Below are 13,310 nucleotides of genomic sequence, written 5' to 3' on the forward strand. Positions count from 1 at the left end.
GCCTGACCCCGCCTCACAGCTCCCGGCGGTAGGGCGGGTCGGCGCCGGGACGGGAGACGGTGACGGCGGCGGCGCGGGCCGCGTGAGCCAGCAGCGACTCCACGGCGGCGGGGTCGAGCGCAGGGGCGGCGTCCCAGGGGGCGCCGAGGAGGCCGGCGTCCCAGAGGCCGTCGAGGAGCGCGGCGCCGAAGGTGTCGCCGGCGCCGATGGTGTCGGCCACCTGCACGGGGCGCGAGGCGACGTCGACGCGTCCCTCCGGGGCGTACCAGGTGGCGCCCGATCCGCCCCGGGTGACGACCACCGCGCGCGGCCCGAGGGCCAGCAGGTGGGCGGCCGCGCCGTCGACGCCGAGGTCGGGCCACAGCGCCTCGAGGTCCTCGTCGCTCGCCTTCACCAGGTGCGCCAGGCGAGCGATCCGCTCGACCGCGGCCACGGTGTCGGGGCCGGTGCCGGTGACCGCCGGGCGCGCGTTGACGTCGTAGCTCACGGTGGTGAGGGTCCGCGCGCGCTCCAGGACGGCGGCCACCTGGGCCGCGCCGGGCTCGACGACCGCTCCCAGCGAGCAGGCGTGGACGACGACGGGCGCGGGGTCGAGGGAGACCTCGCCCAGGCGCCACTCCAGGTCGAAGACGTAGCTGGCCGCGCCGTCGGGGCCGATCGTGGCGGTGGCGCTGGAGGTGCGCGCGACGACGCGGGGGTCGCTGCCCGACGCGACGGCGTCGGCGGCGAGGTGGGCGGCGATCAGGCGCCCGTAGGCGTCCTCGGCGTAGGCGCTGGCCAAGCGCACCGGCCGCTCGAGCCGCGCCAGGGCGACCGCGACGTTGGCCGCGCTGCCGCCGGGGTGCTCGCGCACCGAGCCGTCCGCGGCATGGACGACGTCGACGAGGGCCTCACCGACCACGAGCGCGTACGACTGCATGCGCAGGGTCTACCACACCGCGAGCGGGCCCGGACGCGGACGACCGGCGCCGCCCCGAAGGGCGACGCCGGTCGTCGACGTGCGGAGGGGCCTGCGATCAGGCCTTGTCCTCGGTGCTGTCCTCGGTGCTCTCCTCGGCCGGGGCCTCGGCGTCCTCGGCGGCCTCGACCACGGGGGCCTCGGTCTCGAGGGTCTCCTCGGCGTCGGCCTCGGTGGTGACGTCGGCCTCGGTGGCGACCTCGGTCTCCTCGGCGGCCGGCTCCTCGACGGGAGCGGCGGCCGGGGCGGACTTCGCCGGGCGGGCCGGCTTCGGCGCGTAGGCCTCGGTGACGAGCTCGATGACGGCCATGGGGGCGTTGTCGCCCTTGCGGGGGCCGATCTTGGTGATGCGGGTGTAGCCGCCGGGACGCTCCGCGAAGGTGGGGGCGATCTCGGTGAAGAGCGTGTGGACGACGCTCTTGTCGCGCACGACCTTGAGGACCTCGCGGCGGTTGTGCAGCGGGGCCTCGCCGTTGTGGGCGTTCTTGGCCTTGGTGATCAGCTTCTCCGCCAGCGGGCGCAGGGTGCGGGCCTTGGCCTCGGTCGTGGTGATGCGACCGTGCTCGAACAGCGACGTGGCGAGGTTCGAGAGGATGAGGCGCTGGTGCGCCGGGCTGCCGCCGAGGCGGGCGCCCTTCTTGGGAGTGGGCATGCTGCTTCTCTTCTCTCCGGCCGTGTCAGGTACCGGGGTAGACGACCCGTGCGGGCCGATTTGTCAGCCCCCGAGGCGATCTCGCGGCGGGGGGGTTCGTCCGCCGCGGGCGCTCAGGCCCGCGGCGGACGGGGATGCATCAGGGGTGGATCAGTACTGCTCGTCCTCGACGAACGCGTCGTCGTCGTCGTCGCCGTAGGCGGCGAGGGCGGCGTGCGGGTCGAAGCCCGGAGCGGAGTCCTTCAGCGAGAGGCCCATCTCGTGGAGCTTGGCCTTGACCTCGTCGATGGACTTCGCACCGAAGTTGCGGATGTCGAGGAGGTCCTGCTCGGAGCGGCTGATGAGCTCGCCCACGGTGTGGATGCCCTCGCGCTTGAGGCAGTTGTAGGAGCGGACCGTCAGCTGGAGGTCCTCGACCGGCAGGGCGAGGTCCGCGGCGAGCTGCTCGTCGACCGGCGAGGGGCCGATGTCGATGCCCTCGGCCTCGACGTTGAGCTCACGGGCCAGGCCGAAGAGCTCGACGAGGGTCTTGCCCGCCGAGGCGAGCGCGTCGCGGGGCTGGATCGACGGCTTGGTCTCGACGTCGATGATCAGCTTGTCGAAGTCGGTGCGCTGCTCGACTCGGGTCGCCTCGACCTTGTAGGTCACCTTCAGCACGGGGCTGTAGATGGAGTCGACCGGGATGCGGCCGATCTCGTTGTCGGCGCCCTTGTTCTGGACCGCGGAGACGTAGCCGCGGCCACGCTCGACGACGAGCTCCATCTCGAGCTTGCCGTTCTCCGAGAGGGTCGCGATGACCAGGTCGGGGTTGTGCACCTCGACGCCGGCCGGCGGCGCGATGTCGGCGGCGGTGACGTCGCCGGCACCGGACTTGCGCAGGTACATGGTGACCGGCTCGTCGTGCTCGGAGGACACGACCAGGCCCTTGAGGTTGAGGATGATCTCGGTGACATCCTCCTTGACGCCCTCGATGGTCGAGAACTCGTGGAGCACGCCGTCGATCTTGATGCTGGTGACCGAGGCGCCGGGGATGGAGCTGAGGAGCGTGCGGCGCAGGGAGTTGCCCAGCGTGTAGCCGAAGCCAGGCTCGAGCGGCTCGATGACGAACCGCGAGCGGTAGGTGTCGACGGACTCTTCCGAGAGGGTGGGGCGCTGTGCGATGAGCACTGGTGGTGTCCTTTCCGGGCCCGACCGCTATTTGAGGGACCCGAACTGCGAGGTGGTGGAAAGGGAGGTGCTGCAGGCCGTGCGAGTCGACGTCGTCCCCGGCCTGCGCACAGGCCGAGGACGACGTCGTCAGATCACTTCTTCGAGTAGTACTCGACGATGAGCTGCTCCTGGACCGGGATGTCGATCTGGGCCCGGACGGGGAGCTGGTGGATCAGGATGCGCATGCGGTTGGGCAGCGCCTCGATCCAGGCGGGGACGACGCGCTCGCCGTGGGTCTCGCGAGCCACGATGAAGGGGGTCATCTCCAGGGACTTCTCGCGCACGTCGATGATGTCGTGCGCCGCGACCTGGTACGACGGGATGTCGACCTTGTGGCCGTTGACCAGGAAGTGGCCGTGGACCACGAGCTGGCGGGCGTGACGACGCGTGCGGGCGAAGCCGGCACGGTAGACGACGTTGTCGAGACGGGTCTCGAGCAGCTGGAGCAGGTTGTCACCGGTCTTGCCGGAGCGGCGGGCCGCCTCGACGTAGTAGCGGTGGAACTGCTTCTCCAGGACGCCGTAGGTGAAGCGGGCCTTCTGCTTCTCCTGCAGCTGGTTGCGGTACTCGCTCTCCTTGACCCGCGCGCGGCCGTGCTGGCCGGGAGGGTAGGGGCGCTTCTCGAAGGCGGCGTCGCCACCCACCAGGTCGACGCCGAGACGGCGCGACTTGCGGGTCATGGGGCCGGTGTAACGGGCCATTTCTCAAGTCTCCTGTTCTGGGTGCCGGGTCAGACGCGGCGGCGCTTGGGCGGGCGGCAGCCGTTGTGGGGCGTGGGCGTGACGTCCTGGATGGTGCCGACCTCGAGGCCGATGGCACCCAGGGAGCGGATCGCGGTCTCGCGGCCCGAGCCCGGGCCCTTCACGAAGACGTCGATCTTCTTCATGCCGTGCTCCATCGCCCGGCGACCGGCGGCCTCAGCGGCCATCTGCGCGGCGAACGGGGTGGACTTGCGCGAGCCCTTGAAGCCGACGGTGCCGGCGGAGGCCCACGAGATCACCGCACCGGTGGGGTCGGTGATGGTGACGATGGTGTTGTTGAACGTGCTCTTGATGTGGGCTTCGCCCTGCGCGACGTTCTTCTTCTCCTTGCGGCGCACCTTCTTGGCGCCGGCCGCGGAGCGGCTCTTGGGAGGCATCAGTGAACTCCTGAATCAGCTGGTCTGTGAGTGAGATCGAGAGGCGGTGATCAACGGCTCGCCGGGTGGCGAGGGATCACTTGGCCTTCTTCTTGCCGGCGACCGTGCGCTTGGGGCCCTTGCGGGTGCGCGCGTTGGTCTTGGTGCGCTGACCGCGGACCGGGAGGCCCATGCGGTGGCGGCGACCCTGGTAGCTGCCGATCTCGATCTTGCGACGGATGTCAGCCTGGACCTCGCGACGGAGGTCGCCCTCGATCTTGTAGGAGGCTTCGATGGCGTCGCGGAGCTTGACCAGCTCGTCGTCGCCCAGCTGGTGGACGCGGAGGTCCGGGCTGACGCCGGTCTCGGCGAGCAGCTTCTGGGCGGTGGTACGGCCGATGCCGTAGATGTAGGTGAGTGCGATCTCGATGCGCTTGTCGCGCGGGAGGTCGACACCGACGAGGCGTGCCATGGTAGGTGGCCTTTCCGGGAGGGCGGCTGCCCTCCGAGTCGTTCACAGAGGTGTCGGTCGTGTCGCGTCCCGACGACGTCGGGCTCCGGCCTCTGCTCCGGAGGTGCTCACCGCCGCGGCGGTGAAGCGATCACGATGTGGAGGTGTTCAGTTGTGCGGGCCTGGCGGCCCGGGCGATCAGCCCTGACGCTGCTTGTGGCGCGGGTTCTCGCAGATCACCATGACGCGGCCGTGGCGACGGATCACCTTGCACTTGTCACAGATCTTCTTGACGCTGGGGTTGACCTTCACGAAGGTCCCCTCTCTGCTGGTGTCGGCTACTTGTAGCGGTAGACGATGCGACCTCGGGTGAGGTCGTACGGCGAGAGCTCCACCACCACGCGGTCCTCGGGGAGGATCCGGATGTAGTGCTGGCGCATCTTGCCGCTGATGTGGGCGAGCACCTTGTGGCCGTTGCTCAGCTCGACGCGGAACATGGCGTTGGGGAGGGCCTCCGTGATGGTGCCCTCGAGCTCGATCACGCCTTCTTTCTTCGGCATGTCCTCCACAATCTGTTCGTTCGGTGTCTACCGTGGTGCGACCGGGGCACGGCGTGCTCCGGGTGGCCCGGGAACCTCCGGCGACGGGTGTCGCCGGTGGACCTCGAGGATCCGTGCGGACGTCTCGCCCGACCCGGGAGCGGTCCTCGCACGGGGCGAGGACGTCGTCGGGGCGGGCAGCCGTGAGGCGACGCGCGACAGACCCACGTTGGGCCGACACGCCAGTCTATGGCGGGGACGGCGCGGAAGACGAATCGACGTCCTCCCCGGTGCCGCCGTGGGGGTGCCTGGCGGGCCCGGCGCTCAGGCGGCGAGCAGCTCGAGGGTGCGCTGACGCGCCGGCGCGGTGGCTGGCTCGGTGCCGACGAACGCGCCGGCCACCGGGTTGATCATCACCTCGTCGACGCCGAAGCGCGAGGCCAGCTCGGCGACGGCGGCGCGCCCCTCGGTGGCGTCGCCGATGATCCAGCGCTGGGCCATCCGGGCGACGATCTCGCGCTGCCCCTCCCCCAGCTCGACCTTCTCGGCCTCCTCGACCAGGCGCCCGGGGCCCAGCGGGGCGCCGGTGCGCAGGGCCAGCATGGTGAGCAGCTGCGGGAGCGCGAGGCGGCGAGCCTCGTCGTGGGTGTCCGCGACGACGGCGTTGACCGTCAGCAGGGTGCGCGGCTCGGCGAGCTCGGCCGAGGGCTGGAAGCTCGAGCGGTACAGCTCGAGGGCCTCCGCGGTGCCCTGGCCGGAGAAGTGGTGGGCGAAGACGTACGGGGTGCCGGTCTCGGCGGCCAGCCGCGCGGAGTAGTCCGAGGAGCCGAGGAGCCAGACCTGCGGGACGCCGGCGGCCTGCGGGGTGGCGCGCAGCGCCTGGCTGCGGCCGTGCACGCTCACCGCGACGCCCTCGGGCGAGAGCATCGCGCGGACCTCGTCGACGTACTGCGGGAAGCGGGCGACGAGGTCGTCGGGGACCCCGCCCGCCCCGTGGCGCAGCGCCATCGAGGTGATCGGGTCGGTGCCCGGCGCCCGCCCGATGCCCAGGTCGATGCGGCCGGGGAAGGCCGCCTCGAGCAGCGCGAACTGCTCGGCGACGACGAGCGGCGCGTGGTTGGGCAGCATGACGCCGCCGGAGCCGACGCGGATGCGCTCGGTGGCCGAGGCGAGCATGCCGATGAGGACCGGCGGGTTGGTGGCGGCGACGGCCGGCATGTTGTGGTGCTCGGCGACCCAGTAGCGGTGGTAGCCGTGGGCGTCGGCGGTGCGGGCGAGCGAGGTGCTGGCGGTGAGCGCGTCACCGCTGGTCTGGTCGCTGCGGACCGGCACCAGGTCGAGGACGGAGAGCTGTGGCGTGCGAGTCATCACCGTCTCCAACGCCACGGGCCGACGCCGGATTCCCGACGTCGGCCCGTGGTGCACGAGGCGCGGCTCTCAGGCCGCGGCGCCCTTGCGCCGATCGGCGCGGTCCTTGGCCAGGCTCGCGACGGCCGTGATCACCAGCGTGCCGATGATGACCACCAGCGAGAGCCAGATCGGGACGTCCGGCGCCCAGCCCACGTGCTCGCCGCCGTTGATGAAGGGCAGCTCGTTCTCGTGGAGCGCGTGGAGGATCAGCTTGACGCCGATGAAGGCCAGCAGGAACGCCAGGCCGTAGGAGAGGTAGACCAGGCGCTGGAGCAGGTCGCCGATGAGGAAGTAGAGCTGGCGCAGGCCCATGAGCGCGAAGACGTTCGCGGTGAAGACGAGGTACGGCTCGCTGGTGAGGCCGTAGATGGCCGGGATCGAGTCGAGCGCGAAGAGCAGGTCGGTCAGGCCGAGCGAGAGCACGACGACGAACATCGGCGTCAGCACCCGCTTGCCGGCCTCCTTGGCCGTCAGCCTGACGCCGTTCCACTCCTCGGTGAGCGGCAGGTGCTTGCGGGCGTAGCGCACCAGGCGCGGCTCGTCGTAGGACTCGCCGTCCTCGTCGTCGTCGCGGGCCAGCTTCACCGCGGTGTAGATGAGGAAGAGGCCGAAGAGGTAGAAGACCCAGCTGAACTGCTCGATGGCCGCCGCGCCGACGCCGATGAAGATGCCGCGCAGCACCAGGGCGATGACGATGCCGACGAGCAGCGCCGTCTGCTGGTACTGCCGTGGGACCCCGAGCTTGGTCATGATCACGATGAAGATGAACAGGTTGTCGACCGAGAGCGAGTACTCGGTGAGCCAGCCCGCGAAGAACTCGCCGCCGTAGCGGCCGCCGGCGAAGATCCACACGCCGATGCCGAAGACCACCGCCAGGCCCAGGTAGAGCGCCAGGTAGCGCGTGGTCTCGGCGGTGCTGGGCTCGTGCGGACGGCGTCCGATGACGAACACGTCGAAGAGCAGGACGGCGGTGGTGACCAGCACGGTGGTCCACCACAACCAGGGGGCGACGTCCACGGGGATCCTCTCGAGGGGGTCGGTCGGTGAGGCCGCACCAACCTATCCGGCGTCGCCGTGCCCGACCGAACCCGCGGGCCCGCTCCCCCACGCGCGGGTGGGGCCGCGGCGCACGACCGAGGTCAGTCGGCGAGCGGCCCGAAGGGCACGCCGAGGGCGGTCAGCCGCTCCTCGCCGCCGTCGAGCGCGGTCATCACCCAGGCGCCGGCGTCGGTGAGCACGAAGGTGTGCTCGCTGTGGGCGGCCCAGGAGCCGTCGGTGGTGACGACCGTCCAGTCGTCCTCGAGGGTGTCGGTGTGCTTGGTGCCGAGGGTGACCATCGGCTCGACGGCGAGCGCGAGGCCCTGCACCAGGCGCGGGCCGCGGCCCGGCTTGCCGTAGTTGGGCACCGACGGCTCGAGGTGCATCGCGGTGCCGATGCCGTGGCCGGTGTAGTCCTCGAGGATGCCGTACTCGCCGCGGCCGCGGACGTGGGTCTCGACGGCGTGGCCGATGTCGGTGACCCGGCCGCCGACGCGCGCGGCGGCGATGCCGTGCCACAGGGCGTCCTCGGTGACCTCGATGAGCGTGGCGACCTCGGGGCGCACCTCGCCGACGCCGACGGTGATGGCGGCGTCGCCGTGGTAGCCCTCGACGATCGCGCCGCAGTCGATGGAGATGACGTCGCCCGGCTCGAGCACGCGTCCGCCGGGGATGCCGTGGACGACCTCGTCGTTGACCGAGGCGCAGATGCTCGCCGGGAAGCCGTGGTAGCCGAGGAAGGAGGGCGTCGCGCCCGAGGAGCGGATCGACTCCTCGGCGAGGGCGTCGAGCTCGGCGGTGCTGACGCCGGCCCGCACCTGCCCGCGCAGGAGCTCGAGGGTGCGGCCCACGACGAGGCCGGCGCGCCGCATCAGCAGCAGCTGGTCGGGAGACTTGATCTCCAGACCGCGGTCACGCCAGCCCACGTCGGGTCAGCTCTCCGAGAGTCCGTCGAGCGCGTCGAAGATGCGCTGGCTGACCTCGGCGACCTCGCCGAGGCCGTCGACCTCGTGGAGGAGGCCGCGCTCGCGGTAGACCTCGATGAGCGGCTCGGTCTGCTCGGCGTAGATCTCCTGGCGCCGGCGGATGACGTCCTCGGTGTCGTCAGCGCGACCCTCGGTGACGGCGCGCTGCAGCAGACGCTGGACGATGGCGTCCTCGTCGACCGTCAGCACGACGACGGCGTCGAGACGGTGGCCGGTGAAGGCGATCATCCCGTCCAGCTCCTCGACCTGCGCGAGGGTGCGCGGGTAGCCGTCGAGGAGGAAGCCCTTCTCGGCGTCGGGCTCGTCGATGCGGTTGCGGACCATGCGGTTGGTGACCTCGTCGGGCACGTACTCGCCGGCGTCCATGTAGCGCTGGGCCTCGATGCCCAGCGGCGTTCCCTGCCCGACGTTGGCACGGAAGATGTCGCCGGTGGAGATCGCGGGGATGCCGAAGTGCTCGGCGACGAAGGTGGCCTGGGTGCCCTTGCCCGCGCCAGGCGGGCCCATGAAGATCAGTCTCATTGTCAGCGAAGGAATCCTTCGTAGTTGCGCTGCTGGAGCTGGCTCTCGACCTGCTTCACGGTGTCGAGTGCGACACCGACCATGATCAGGATGGAGGTGCCGCCGAACGGGAAGTTCTGGTTGGCACCGACCAGCACGAACGCGATGAGGGGGATCAGCGCGATGATGCCGAGGTAGAGCGATCCGGGCAGCGTGATGCGGGACAGGACGTAGGACAGGTAGTCCTCGGTCGGCTTGCCCGCCCGGATCCCGGGGATGAAGCCGCCGTACTTCTTCATGTTGTCTGCCACCTCTTGCGGGTTGAAGGTGATCGACACGTAGAAGTAGGAGAAGAACACGATCAGCAGGAAGAAGGCGATCATGTAGAGCGGGTGGTCGCCGCGCACGAAGTACTTGCTGATCCAGTCGACCCAGCCCGGCGGGTTGGTCGAGCTCTGGTTGAACTGCACCGCCATCGCCGGCAGGTACAGCAGCGAGCTGGCGAAGATGACCGGGATGACGCCGGCCTGGTTGACCTTGAGCGGGATGTAGGTGGAGCTGCCGCCGAACATGCGGCGCCCGACCATGCGGCGGGCGTACTGCACCGGGATGCGGCGCTGGGCCTGCTCGATGAAGATGACCGCGCCGATGATGACCAGGCCGATGGCGATGACGACGCCGAAGGTCCACCAGCCCTCCTGCTGGGCCACCTGCCACATGGCGGAGGGGAAGGTCGCGACGACCTGGGTGAAGATCAGCAGCGACATGCCGTTGCCGATGCCGCGCTCGGTGATGAGCTCGCCGAGCCACATGATCACGGCGGTGCCGGCGGTCATGGTGACGACCATGACGAGGAAGGTCTCGGTGCCCTCGGAGTGCAGCAGAGGGCGGTCGCAGCCCTGCAGCAGGCGTCCGGGGACGCGAGCGAGCGCGACGATGCCCGTGGCCTGCAGGAGCGCGAGGCCGAGGGTGAGGTAGCGGGTGTACTGCGTGATCTTGGTCTGACCGGCCTGGCCCTCGTTCTTCAGGGCCTCCAGGCGCGGGATCACGACCACCAGCAGCTGCAGGATGATGCTCGCGGTGATGTACGGCATGATGCCGAGCGCGAAGATCGTCAGCTGGAGCAGAGCGCCGCCGGAGAACAGGTTCACCAGGTTGTAGAGCCCGGCGTTGTCGCCGTTCTTGGTGATGTCGAGACACGCCTGGACGTTGCCGACGTTCACGCCGGGCGCGGGGATCTGCGAGCCCGCCCGGAAGATGACGATGATCAGCAGGACGAACAGCAGCTTGCGCCGCAGGTCGGGCGTCCGGAAAGCGTTGGCGAAGGCGCCTAGCACGAGCAGATCCTCTTTCTCCACACGAGTGAGAAGCCCCCTGGGTCTTGCCCGGCTGGGAGCCTCGGGAAGCCTAACAGGAGCGACGCTGCAGGTTCGCTGCGCGGTGCTCCGAGAGGCCGGGCCACACGACGACGACCGGGTCCCGGTGACGCGAAGGGCGCGGGGGCCCGCCTCTCGGCGGCGCTCCCGCGCCCTTCACTCGTCGTTCGACTGGCCTCAGACCAGGGTGACCGAGCCGCCGGCGGCCTCGATCTTCTCCTTGGCGGCGTTCGAGACCGCGTTCGCGGACACGTCGACCTTCACGGAGAGCTCGCCCTGGGCGAGCACCTTGACCGGCTGGTTCTTGCGGACCGCGCCCCGGGCGACGAGCTCGTCGACGGTGACGGAGCCACCCTCGGGGAAGAGCTCGCCGATCTTGTCCAGGTTCACGACCTGGAACTCGACCTTGAACGGGTTCTTGAAGCCCTTGAGCTTCGGCAGCCGCATGTGGATCGGCATCTGGCCACCCTCGAAGGCGACCGGGACCTGGTAGCGAGCCTTGGTTCCCTTGGTACCGCGGCCCGCGGTCTTGCCCTTGGAGCCCTCACCGCGACCCACGCGGGTCTTGGCGGTCTTGGCGCCCGGGGCGGGACGCAGGTGGTGGAGCTTGAGCGTCATGTCAGTCGACCTCCTCGACCGTCACGAGGTGACGGACGGTGTGGACCATGCCGCGGATCTCCGGGCGGTCCTCCTTCACGACGACGTCGCCGATCCGCTTGAGACCGAGGCTGCGCACGGTCTCGCGCTGGTTCGCCTTGCAGCCGATCGTGGACTTCGTCTGCTGGACCTTGAGCTGACCCATCAGGAGCTCACCTCCTGCGACACGCCGGCCGGGACCTCGGCCCGGGCCTTGAGGAGCGCCGCCGGGGCGACGTCCTCGACCGGGAGGCCACGACGCGCGGCGACGGCCTCGGGCTGCTCGAGCAGCCGCAGGGCCTCCACCGTGGCGTGCACGATGTTGATCTGGTTGGACGACCCGAGCGACTTGCTCAGGATGTCGTGGATGCCGGCGCACTCCAGGACGGCGCGCACCGGGCCACCCGCGATCACACCGGTACCGGGGGCAGCGGGGCGCAGCATGACCACGCCGGCCGCCTTCTCGCCCTGGACCGGGTGCGGGATGGTGCCCTGGATGCGGGGCACGCGGAAGAAGTGCTTCTTGGCCTCCTCGACGCCCTTGGCGATCGCCGCGGGCACCTCCTTGGCCTTGCCGTAGCCGACACCGACGAGTCCGTCGCCGTCACCGACGACCACGAGGGCGGTGAAGCTGAAGCGACGACCGCCCTTCACGACCTTGGCGACACGGTTGATCGCAACGACCCGCTCGATGTAGGCGGTCTTGTCCGCGCCCTGGTTGCGACCGTTGTCGCGACCTCGGCGCTCGCCACCGCGCTGTCCGCGCTGGGCTCCGCTCATGAGACTGTTCCTCTTCTCTCTTCTGCAGCTCTTGCGATCAGAAGCTCAGGCCGCCCGCGCGGGCGCCGTCGGCCAGGGCCGCGACGCGACCGTGGTACTTGTTGCCGGCCCGGTCGAAGACGACCGACTCGACACCCTGCTCCTTGGCGCGGGAGGCGACGAGCTCGCCGACCTTCTTCGCCTTGGCGGTCTTGTCGCCCTCGGCACCGCGCAGGTCGGCCTCCATGGTGGAGGCGGAGACCAGCGTCTTGCCGACCAGGTCGTCGACGACCTGGGCGGTGATGTGCTTGGACGAGCGGGTGACGACCAGACGAGGCCGCTCCGCGGTGCCCGCGATCTTCTTGCGGCCACGAGCCTGACGACGCAGGCGCGAGCGCACGCGCGACGCGGTGTGCTTGTTGTTCGACAGCGAGATGGCCATCACTTACCAGCCTTTCCGACCTTCTTGCGAACGATCTCGCCCGCGTAGCGAACGCCCTTGCCCTTGTACGGCTCGGGCTTGCGCAGCTTGCGGATGTTCGCGGCGACCTCGCCGACGAGCTGCTTGTCGATGCCCTGGACGCCGAACTTCGTGGGGCTCTCCACCGCGAAGGTGATGCCCGACGGAGCGTCGATGACGACCGGGTGCGAGAAGCCGAGCTGGAACTCCAGCTGGGTCGGGCCCTTGGACAGGACGCGGTAGCCGACGCCCACGATCTCGAGCTTCTTCTCGTAGCCGTCGGTGACGCCGACGACCATGTTGTTGACCAGCGTGCGGGTCAGACCGTGGAGCGACTTGCTCACACGCTCGTCATCGGGCCGGTTGACGTTCAGGACGCCGTCCGTCTGCTCGACCGTGATCGGTGCGGCGACGGTGTGGCTCAGGGTGCCCTTGGGCCCCTTGACGGTCACCGTGGCGCCGTCGATGTCGACGTTCACACCGGACGGGACCGGGACGGGGAGCTTGCCAATGCGCGACATTACTCGTTCTCCTCTCGGTCTCTGATCACCAGACGTAGGCGAGGACTTCCCCACCCACGCCCTTCGAGTTGGCCTGACGGTCGGTCAGCAGGCCCTGGCTGGTGGAGATGATCGCGACGCCGAGGCCACCGAGGACCTTGGGCAGGCCGGTGTGCTTGGCGTACACGCGCAGACCGGGCTTGCTGATGCGGCGGACGCCGGCGATCGAGCGCTCGCGGTTGCGGCCGTACTTGAGGGTGATGGTGAGCGTCTTGCCCACCTGGCCCTCGGCCGGCTCGGCGACCGCGAAGGAGGTGATGTAGCCCTCCTGCTGAAGGATCTCGGCCACGCCCTGCTTGAGCTTGCTGTAGGGCATCGACACCGAGTCGTGGTACGCCTGGTTGGCGTTGCGCAGACGCGTGAGCATGTCTGCGATCGGGTCAGTCATCGTCATGAGTGGGTGTTCTCTCTCTTCTGCGGTTTCCCGTGGCGCGAGGCCGTCGGGACCTTCAGCGGTTGGAATCGGGGCTGGTCACCAGCTGGACTTGGTGACGCCGGGCAGCTCACCGCGGTGAGCCATCTCGCGCAGGCAGATCCGGCACAGGCCGAACTTGCGGTAGACGGCCTTGGGCCGGCCACAGCGCTGGCAGCGGGTGTAGGCCCGGACCGCGTACTTGGGCTTGCGCGCGGCCTTGACCTTCAGAGCGGTCTTCGCCAT

The 13,310-nt window shown here is 69.9% G+C and carries 20 protein-coding genes; all 20 read right to left on the minus strand.

From position 1 onward, the window contains the following. Window positions 1-13 precede the first annotated feature (13 nt). Window positions 14-919 (minus strand): PfkB family carbohydrate kinase, encoded by a 906-nt coding sequence (locus ACZDWJ_RS14050; RefSeq protein WP_463521712.1) that lies wholly within the window; start codon window positions 917-919, stop codon window positions 14-16. A 97-nt stretch (window positions 920-1,016) separates the two neighbouring features. Further along, complete coding sequence (gene rplQ, locus ACZDWJ_RS14055) at window positions 1,017-1,610, minus strand: 50S ribosomal protein L17 (protein ID WP_463521714.1); 594 nt, start codon at window positions 1,608-1,610, stop codon at window positions 1,017-1,019. A 150-nt stretch (window positions 1,611-1,760) separates the two neighbouring features. Next, window positions 1,761-2,777 carry a DNA-directed RNA polymerase subunit alpha gene (locus ACZDWJ_RS14060; protein WP_463521716.1) on the minus strand — a complete coding sequence of 339 codons (1,017 nt, stop codon included), beginning with the start codon at window positions 2,775-2,777 and terminating at the stop codon, window positions 1,761-1,763. 134 nt (window positions 2,778-2,911) lie between these two features. Continuing rightward, window positions 2,912-3,520: a 30S ribosomal protein S4 gene (rpsD, locus tag ACZDWJ_RS14065; protein WP_463521718.1), complete on the minus strand. Its 609-nt coding sequence runs from the start codon at window positions 3,518-3,520 to the stop codon at window positions 2,912-2,914. Between the two features lie 29 nt (window positions 3,521-3,549). Continuing rightward, window positions 3,550-3,957 carry a 30S ribosomal protein S11 gene (gene rpsK / locus ACZDWJ_RS14070; protein WP_179531991.1) on the minus strand — a complete coding sequence of 136 codons (408 nt, stop codon included), beginning with the start codon at window positions 3,955-3,957 and terminating at the stop codon, window positions 3,550-3,552. A gap of 76 nt (window positions 3,958-4,033) precedes the next feature. Continuing rightward, a complete protein-coding gene (gene rpsM, locus ACZDWJ_RS14075; protein WP_224128348.1) occupies window positions 4,034-4,408 on the minus strand; it encodes a 30S ribosomal protein S13 in 375 nt (124 codons plus the stop codon). Between the two features lie 177 nt (window positions 4,409-4,585). Next, a complete protein-coding gene (gene rpmJ, locus ACZDWJ_RS14080) occupies window positions 4,586-4,699 on the minus strand; it encodes a 50S ribosomal protein L36 (protein WP_008361054.1) in 114 nt (37 codons plus the stop codon). Between the two features lie 26 nt (window positions 4,700-4,725). Next, window positions 4,726-4,947: a translation initiation factor IF-1 gene (infA, locus tag ACZDWJ_RS14085; protein WP_026145687.1), complete on the minus strand. Its 222-nt coding sequence runs from the start codon at window positions 4,945-4,947 to the stop codon at window positions 4,726-4,728. Between the two features lie 303 nt (window positions 4,948-5,250). Then, the gene (locus ACZDWJ_RS14090; protein ID WP_463521724.1) at window positions 5,251-6,294 is read right to left on the minus strand and encodes an LLM class flavin-dependent oxidoreductase; all 1,044 of its coding nucleotides are present in this window, start codon (window positions 6,292-6,294) and stop codon (window positions 5,251-5,253) included. 69 nt (window positions 6,295-6,363) lie between these two features. Beyond that, entirely contained in the window at window positions 6,364-7,353 is a 990-nt protein-coding gene (locus ACZDWJ_RS14095; RefSeq protein ID WP_463521726.1) for a TerC family protein, read from the minus strand. A 122-nt stretch (window positions 7,354-7,475) separates the two neighbouring features. Continuing rightward, complete coding sequence (gene map, locus ACZDWJ_RS14100; RefSeq protein WP_463521728.1) at window positions 7,476-8,300, minus strand: type I methionyl aminopeptidase; 825 nt, start codon at window positions 8,298-8,300, stop codon at window positions 7,476-7,478. Between the two features lie 6 nt (window positions 8,301-8,306). After that, entirely contained in the window at window positions 8,307-8,882 is a 576-nt protein-coding gene (locus tag ACZDWJ_RS14105) for an adenylate kinase (RefSeq protein ID WP_463521730.1), read from the minus strand. A gap of 2 nt (window positions 8,883-8,884) precedes the next feature. Further along, window positions 8,885-10,198, minus strand: a complete 1,314-nt coding sequence (gene secY / locus ACZDWJ_RS14110; protein WP_463521732.1) for a preprotein translocase subunit SecY — start codon at window positions 10,196-10,198, stop codon at window positions 8,885-8,887. A 216-nt stretch (window positions 10,199-10,414) separates the two neighbouring features. After that, window positions 10,415-10,855 carry a 50S ribosomal protein L15 gene (gene rplO / locus ACZDWJ_RS14115; RefSeq protein WP_463521734.1) on the minus strand — a complete coding sequence of 147 codons (441 nt, stop codon included), beginning with the start codon at window positions 10,853-10,855 and terminating at the stop codon, window positions 10,415-10,417. A gap of 1 nt (window position 10,856) precedes the next feature. Then, entirely contained in the window at window positions 10,857-11,039 is a 183-nt protein-coding gene (rpmD, locus tag ACZDWJ_RS14120; RefSeq protein ID WP_463521736.1) for a 50S ribosomal protein L30, read from the minus strand. Beyond that, window positions 11,039-11,653, minus strand: a complete 615-nt coding sequence (gene rpsE / locus ACZDWJ_RS14125) for a 30S ribosomal protein S5 (protein WP_463521738.1) — start codon at window positions 11,651-11,653, stop codon at window positions 11,039-11,041. The genes rpmD and rpsE overlap by 1 nt, the downstream gene beginning before the upstream one ends. A gap of 37 nt (window positions 11,654-11,690) precedes the next feature. Next, complete coding sequence (gene rplR / locus ACZDWJ_RS14130; RefSeq protein WP_463521740.1) at window positions 11,691-12,074, minus strand: 50S ribosomal protein L18; 384 nt, start codon at window positions 12,072-12,074, stop codon at window positions 11,691-11,693. Next, a complete protein-coding gene (gene rplF, locus ACZDWJ_RS14135; protein ID WP_463521742.1) occupies window positions 12,074-12,613 on the minus strand; it encodes a 50S ribosomal protein L6 in 540 nt (179 codons plus the stop codon). The genes rplR and rplF overlap by 1 nt, the downstream gene beginning before the upstream one ends. A gap of 25 nt (window positions 12,614-12,638) precedes the next feature. Continuing rightward, a complete protein-coding gene (gene rpsH / locus ACZDWJ_RS14140) occupies window positions 12,639-13,046 on the minus strand; it encodes a 30S ribosomal protein S8 (protein WP_463521744.1) in 408 nt (135 codons plus the stop codon). Between the two features lie 78 nt (window positions 13,047-13,124). Continuing rightward, window positions 13,125-13,310, minus strand: coding sequence for a type Z 30S ribosomal protein S14 (locus ACZDWJ_RS14145; protein WP_224128370.1), 186 nt, complete (start codon window positions 13,308-13,310; stop codon window positions 13,125-13,127).

Source organism: Nocardioides sp. B129/18 (assembly GCF_055282735.1).

Coding starts and splice junctions, on each gene's coding strand:
- ACZDWJ_RS14050 (WP_463521712.1), bottom strand. CDS start 919: ATGCAGTCGTACGCGCTCGTGGTCGGTGAGGCCCTCGTCGACGTCGTC.
- rplQ (WP_463521714.1), bottom strand. CDS start 1,610: ATGCCCACTCCCAAGAAGGGCGCCCGCCTCGGCGGCAGCCCGGCGCAC.
- rpsD (WP_463521718.1), bottom strand. CDS start 3,520: ATGGCCCGTTACACCGGCCCCATGACCCGCAAGTCGCGCCGTCTCGGC.
- rpsK (WP_179531991.1), bottom strand. CDS start 3,957: ATGCCTCCCAAGAGCCGCTCCGCGGCCGGCGCCAAGAAGGTGCGCCGC.
- rpsM (WP_224128348.1), bottom strand. CDS start 4,408: ATGGCACGCCTCGTCGGTGTCGACCTCCCGCGCGACAAGCGCATCGAG.
- infA (WP_026145687.1), bottom strand. CDS start 4,947: ATGCCGAAGAAAGAAGGCGTGATCGAGCTCGAGGGCACCATCACGGAG.
- ACZDWJ_RS14090 (WP_463521724.1), bottom strand. CDS start 6,294: ATGACTCGCACGCCACAGCTCTCCGTCCTCGACCTGGTGCCGGTCCGC.
- ACZDWJ_RS14105 (WP_463521730.1), bottom strand. CDS start 8,882: ATGAGACTGATCTTCATGGGCCCGCCTGGCGCGGGCAAGGGCACCCAG.
- rplO (WP_463521734.1), bottom strand. CDS start 10,855: ATGACGCTCAAGCTCCACCACCTGCGTCCCGCCCCGGGCGCCAAGACC.
- rpmD (WP_463521736.1), bottom strand. CDS start 11,039: ATGGGTCAGCTCAAGGTCCAGCAGACGAAGTCCACGATCGGCTGCAAG.
- rpsE (WP_463521738.1), bottom strand. CDS start 11,653: ATGAGCGGAGCCCAGCGCGGACAGCGCGGTGGCGAGCGCCGAGGTCGC.
- rplR (WP_463521740.1), bottom strand. CDS start 12,074: ATGGCCATCTCGCTGTCGAACAACAAGCACACCGCGTCGCGCGTGCGC.
- rplF (WP_463521742.1), bottom strand. CDS start 12,613: ATGTCGCGCATTGGCAAGCTCCCCGTCCCGGTCCCGTCCGGTGTGAAC.
- rpsH (WP_463521744.1), bottom strand. CDS start 13,046: ATGACGATGACTGACCCGATCGCAGACATGCTCACGCGTCTGCGCAAC.
- ACZDWJ_RS14145 (WP_224128370.1), bottom strand. CDS start 13,310: ATGGCGAAGACCGCTCTGAAGGTCAAGGCCGCGCGCAAGCCCAAGTAC.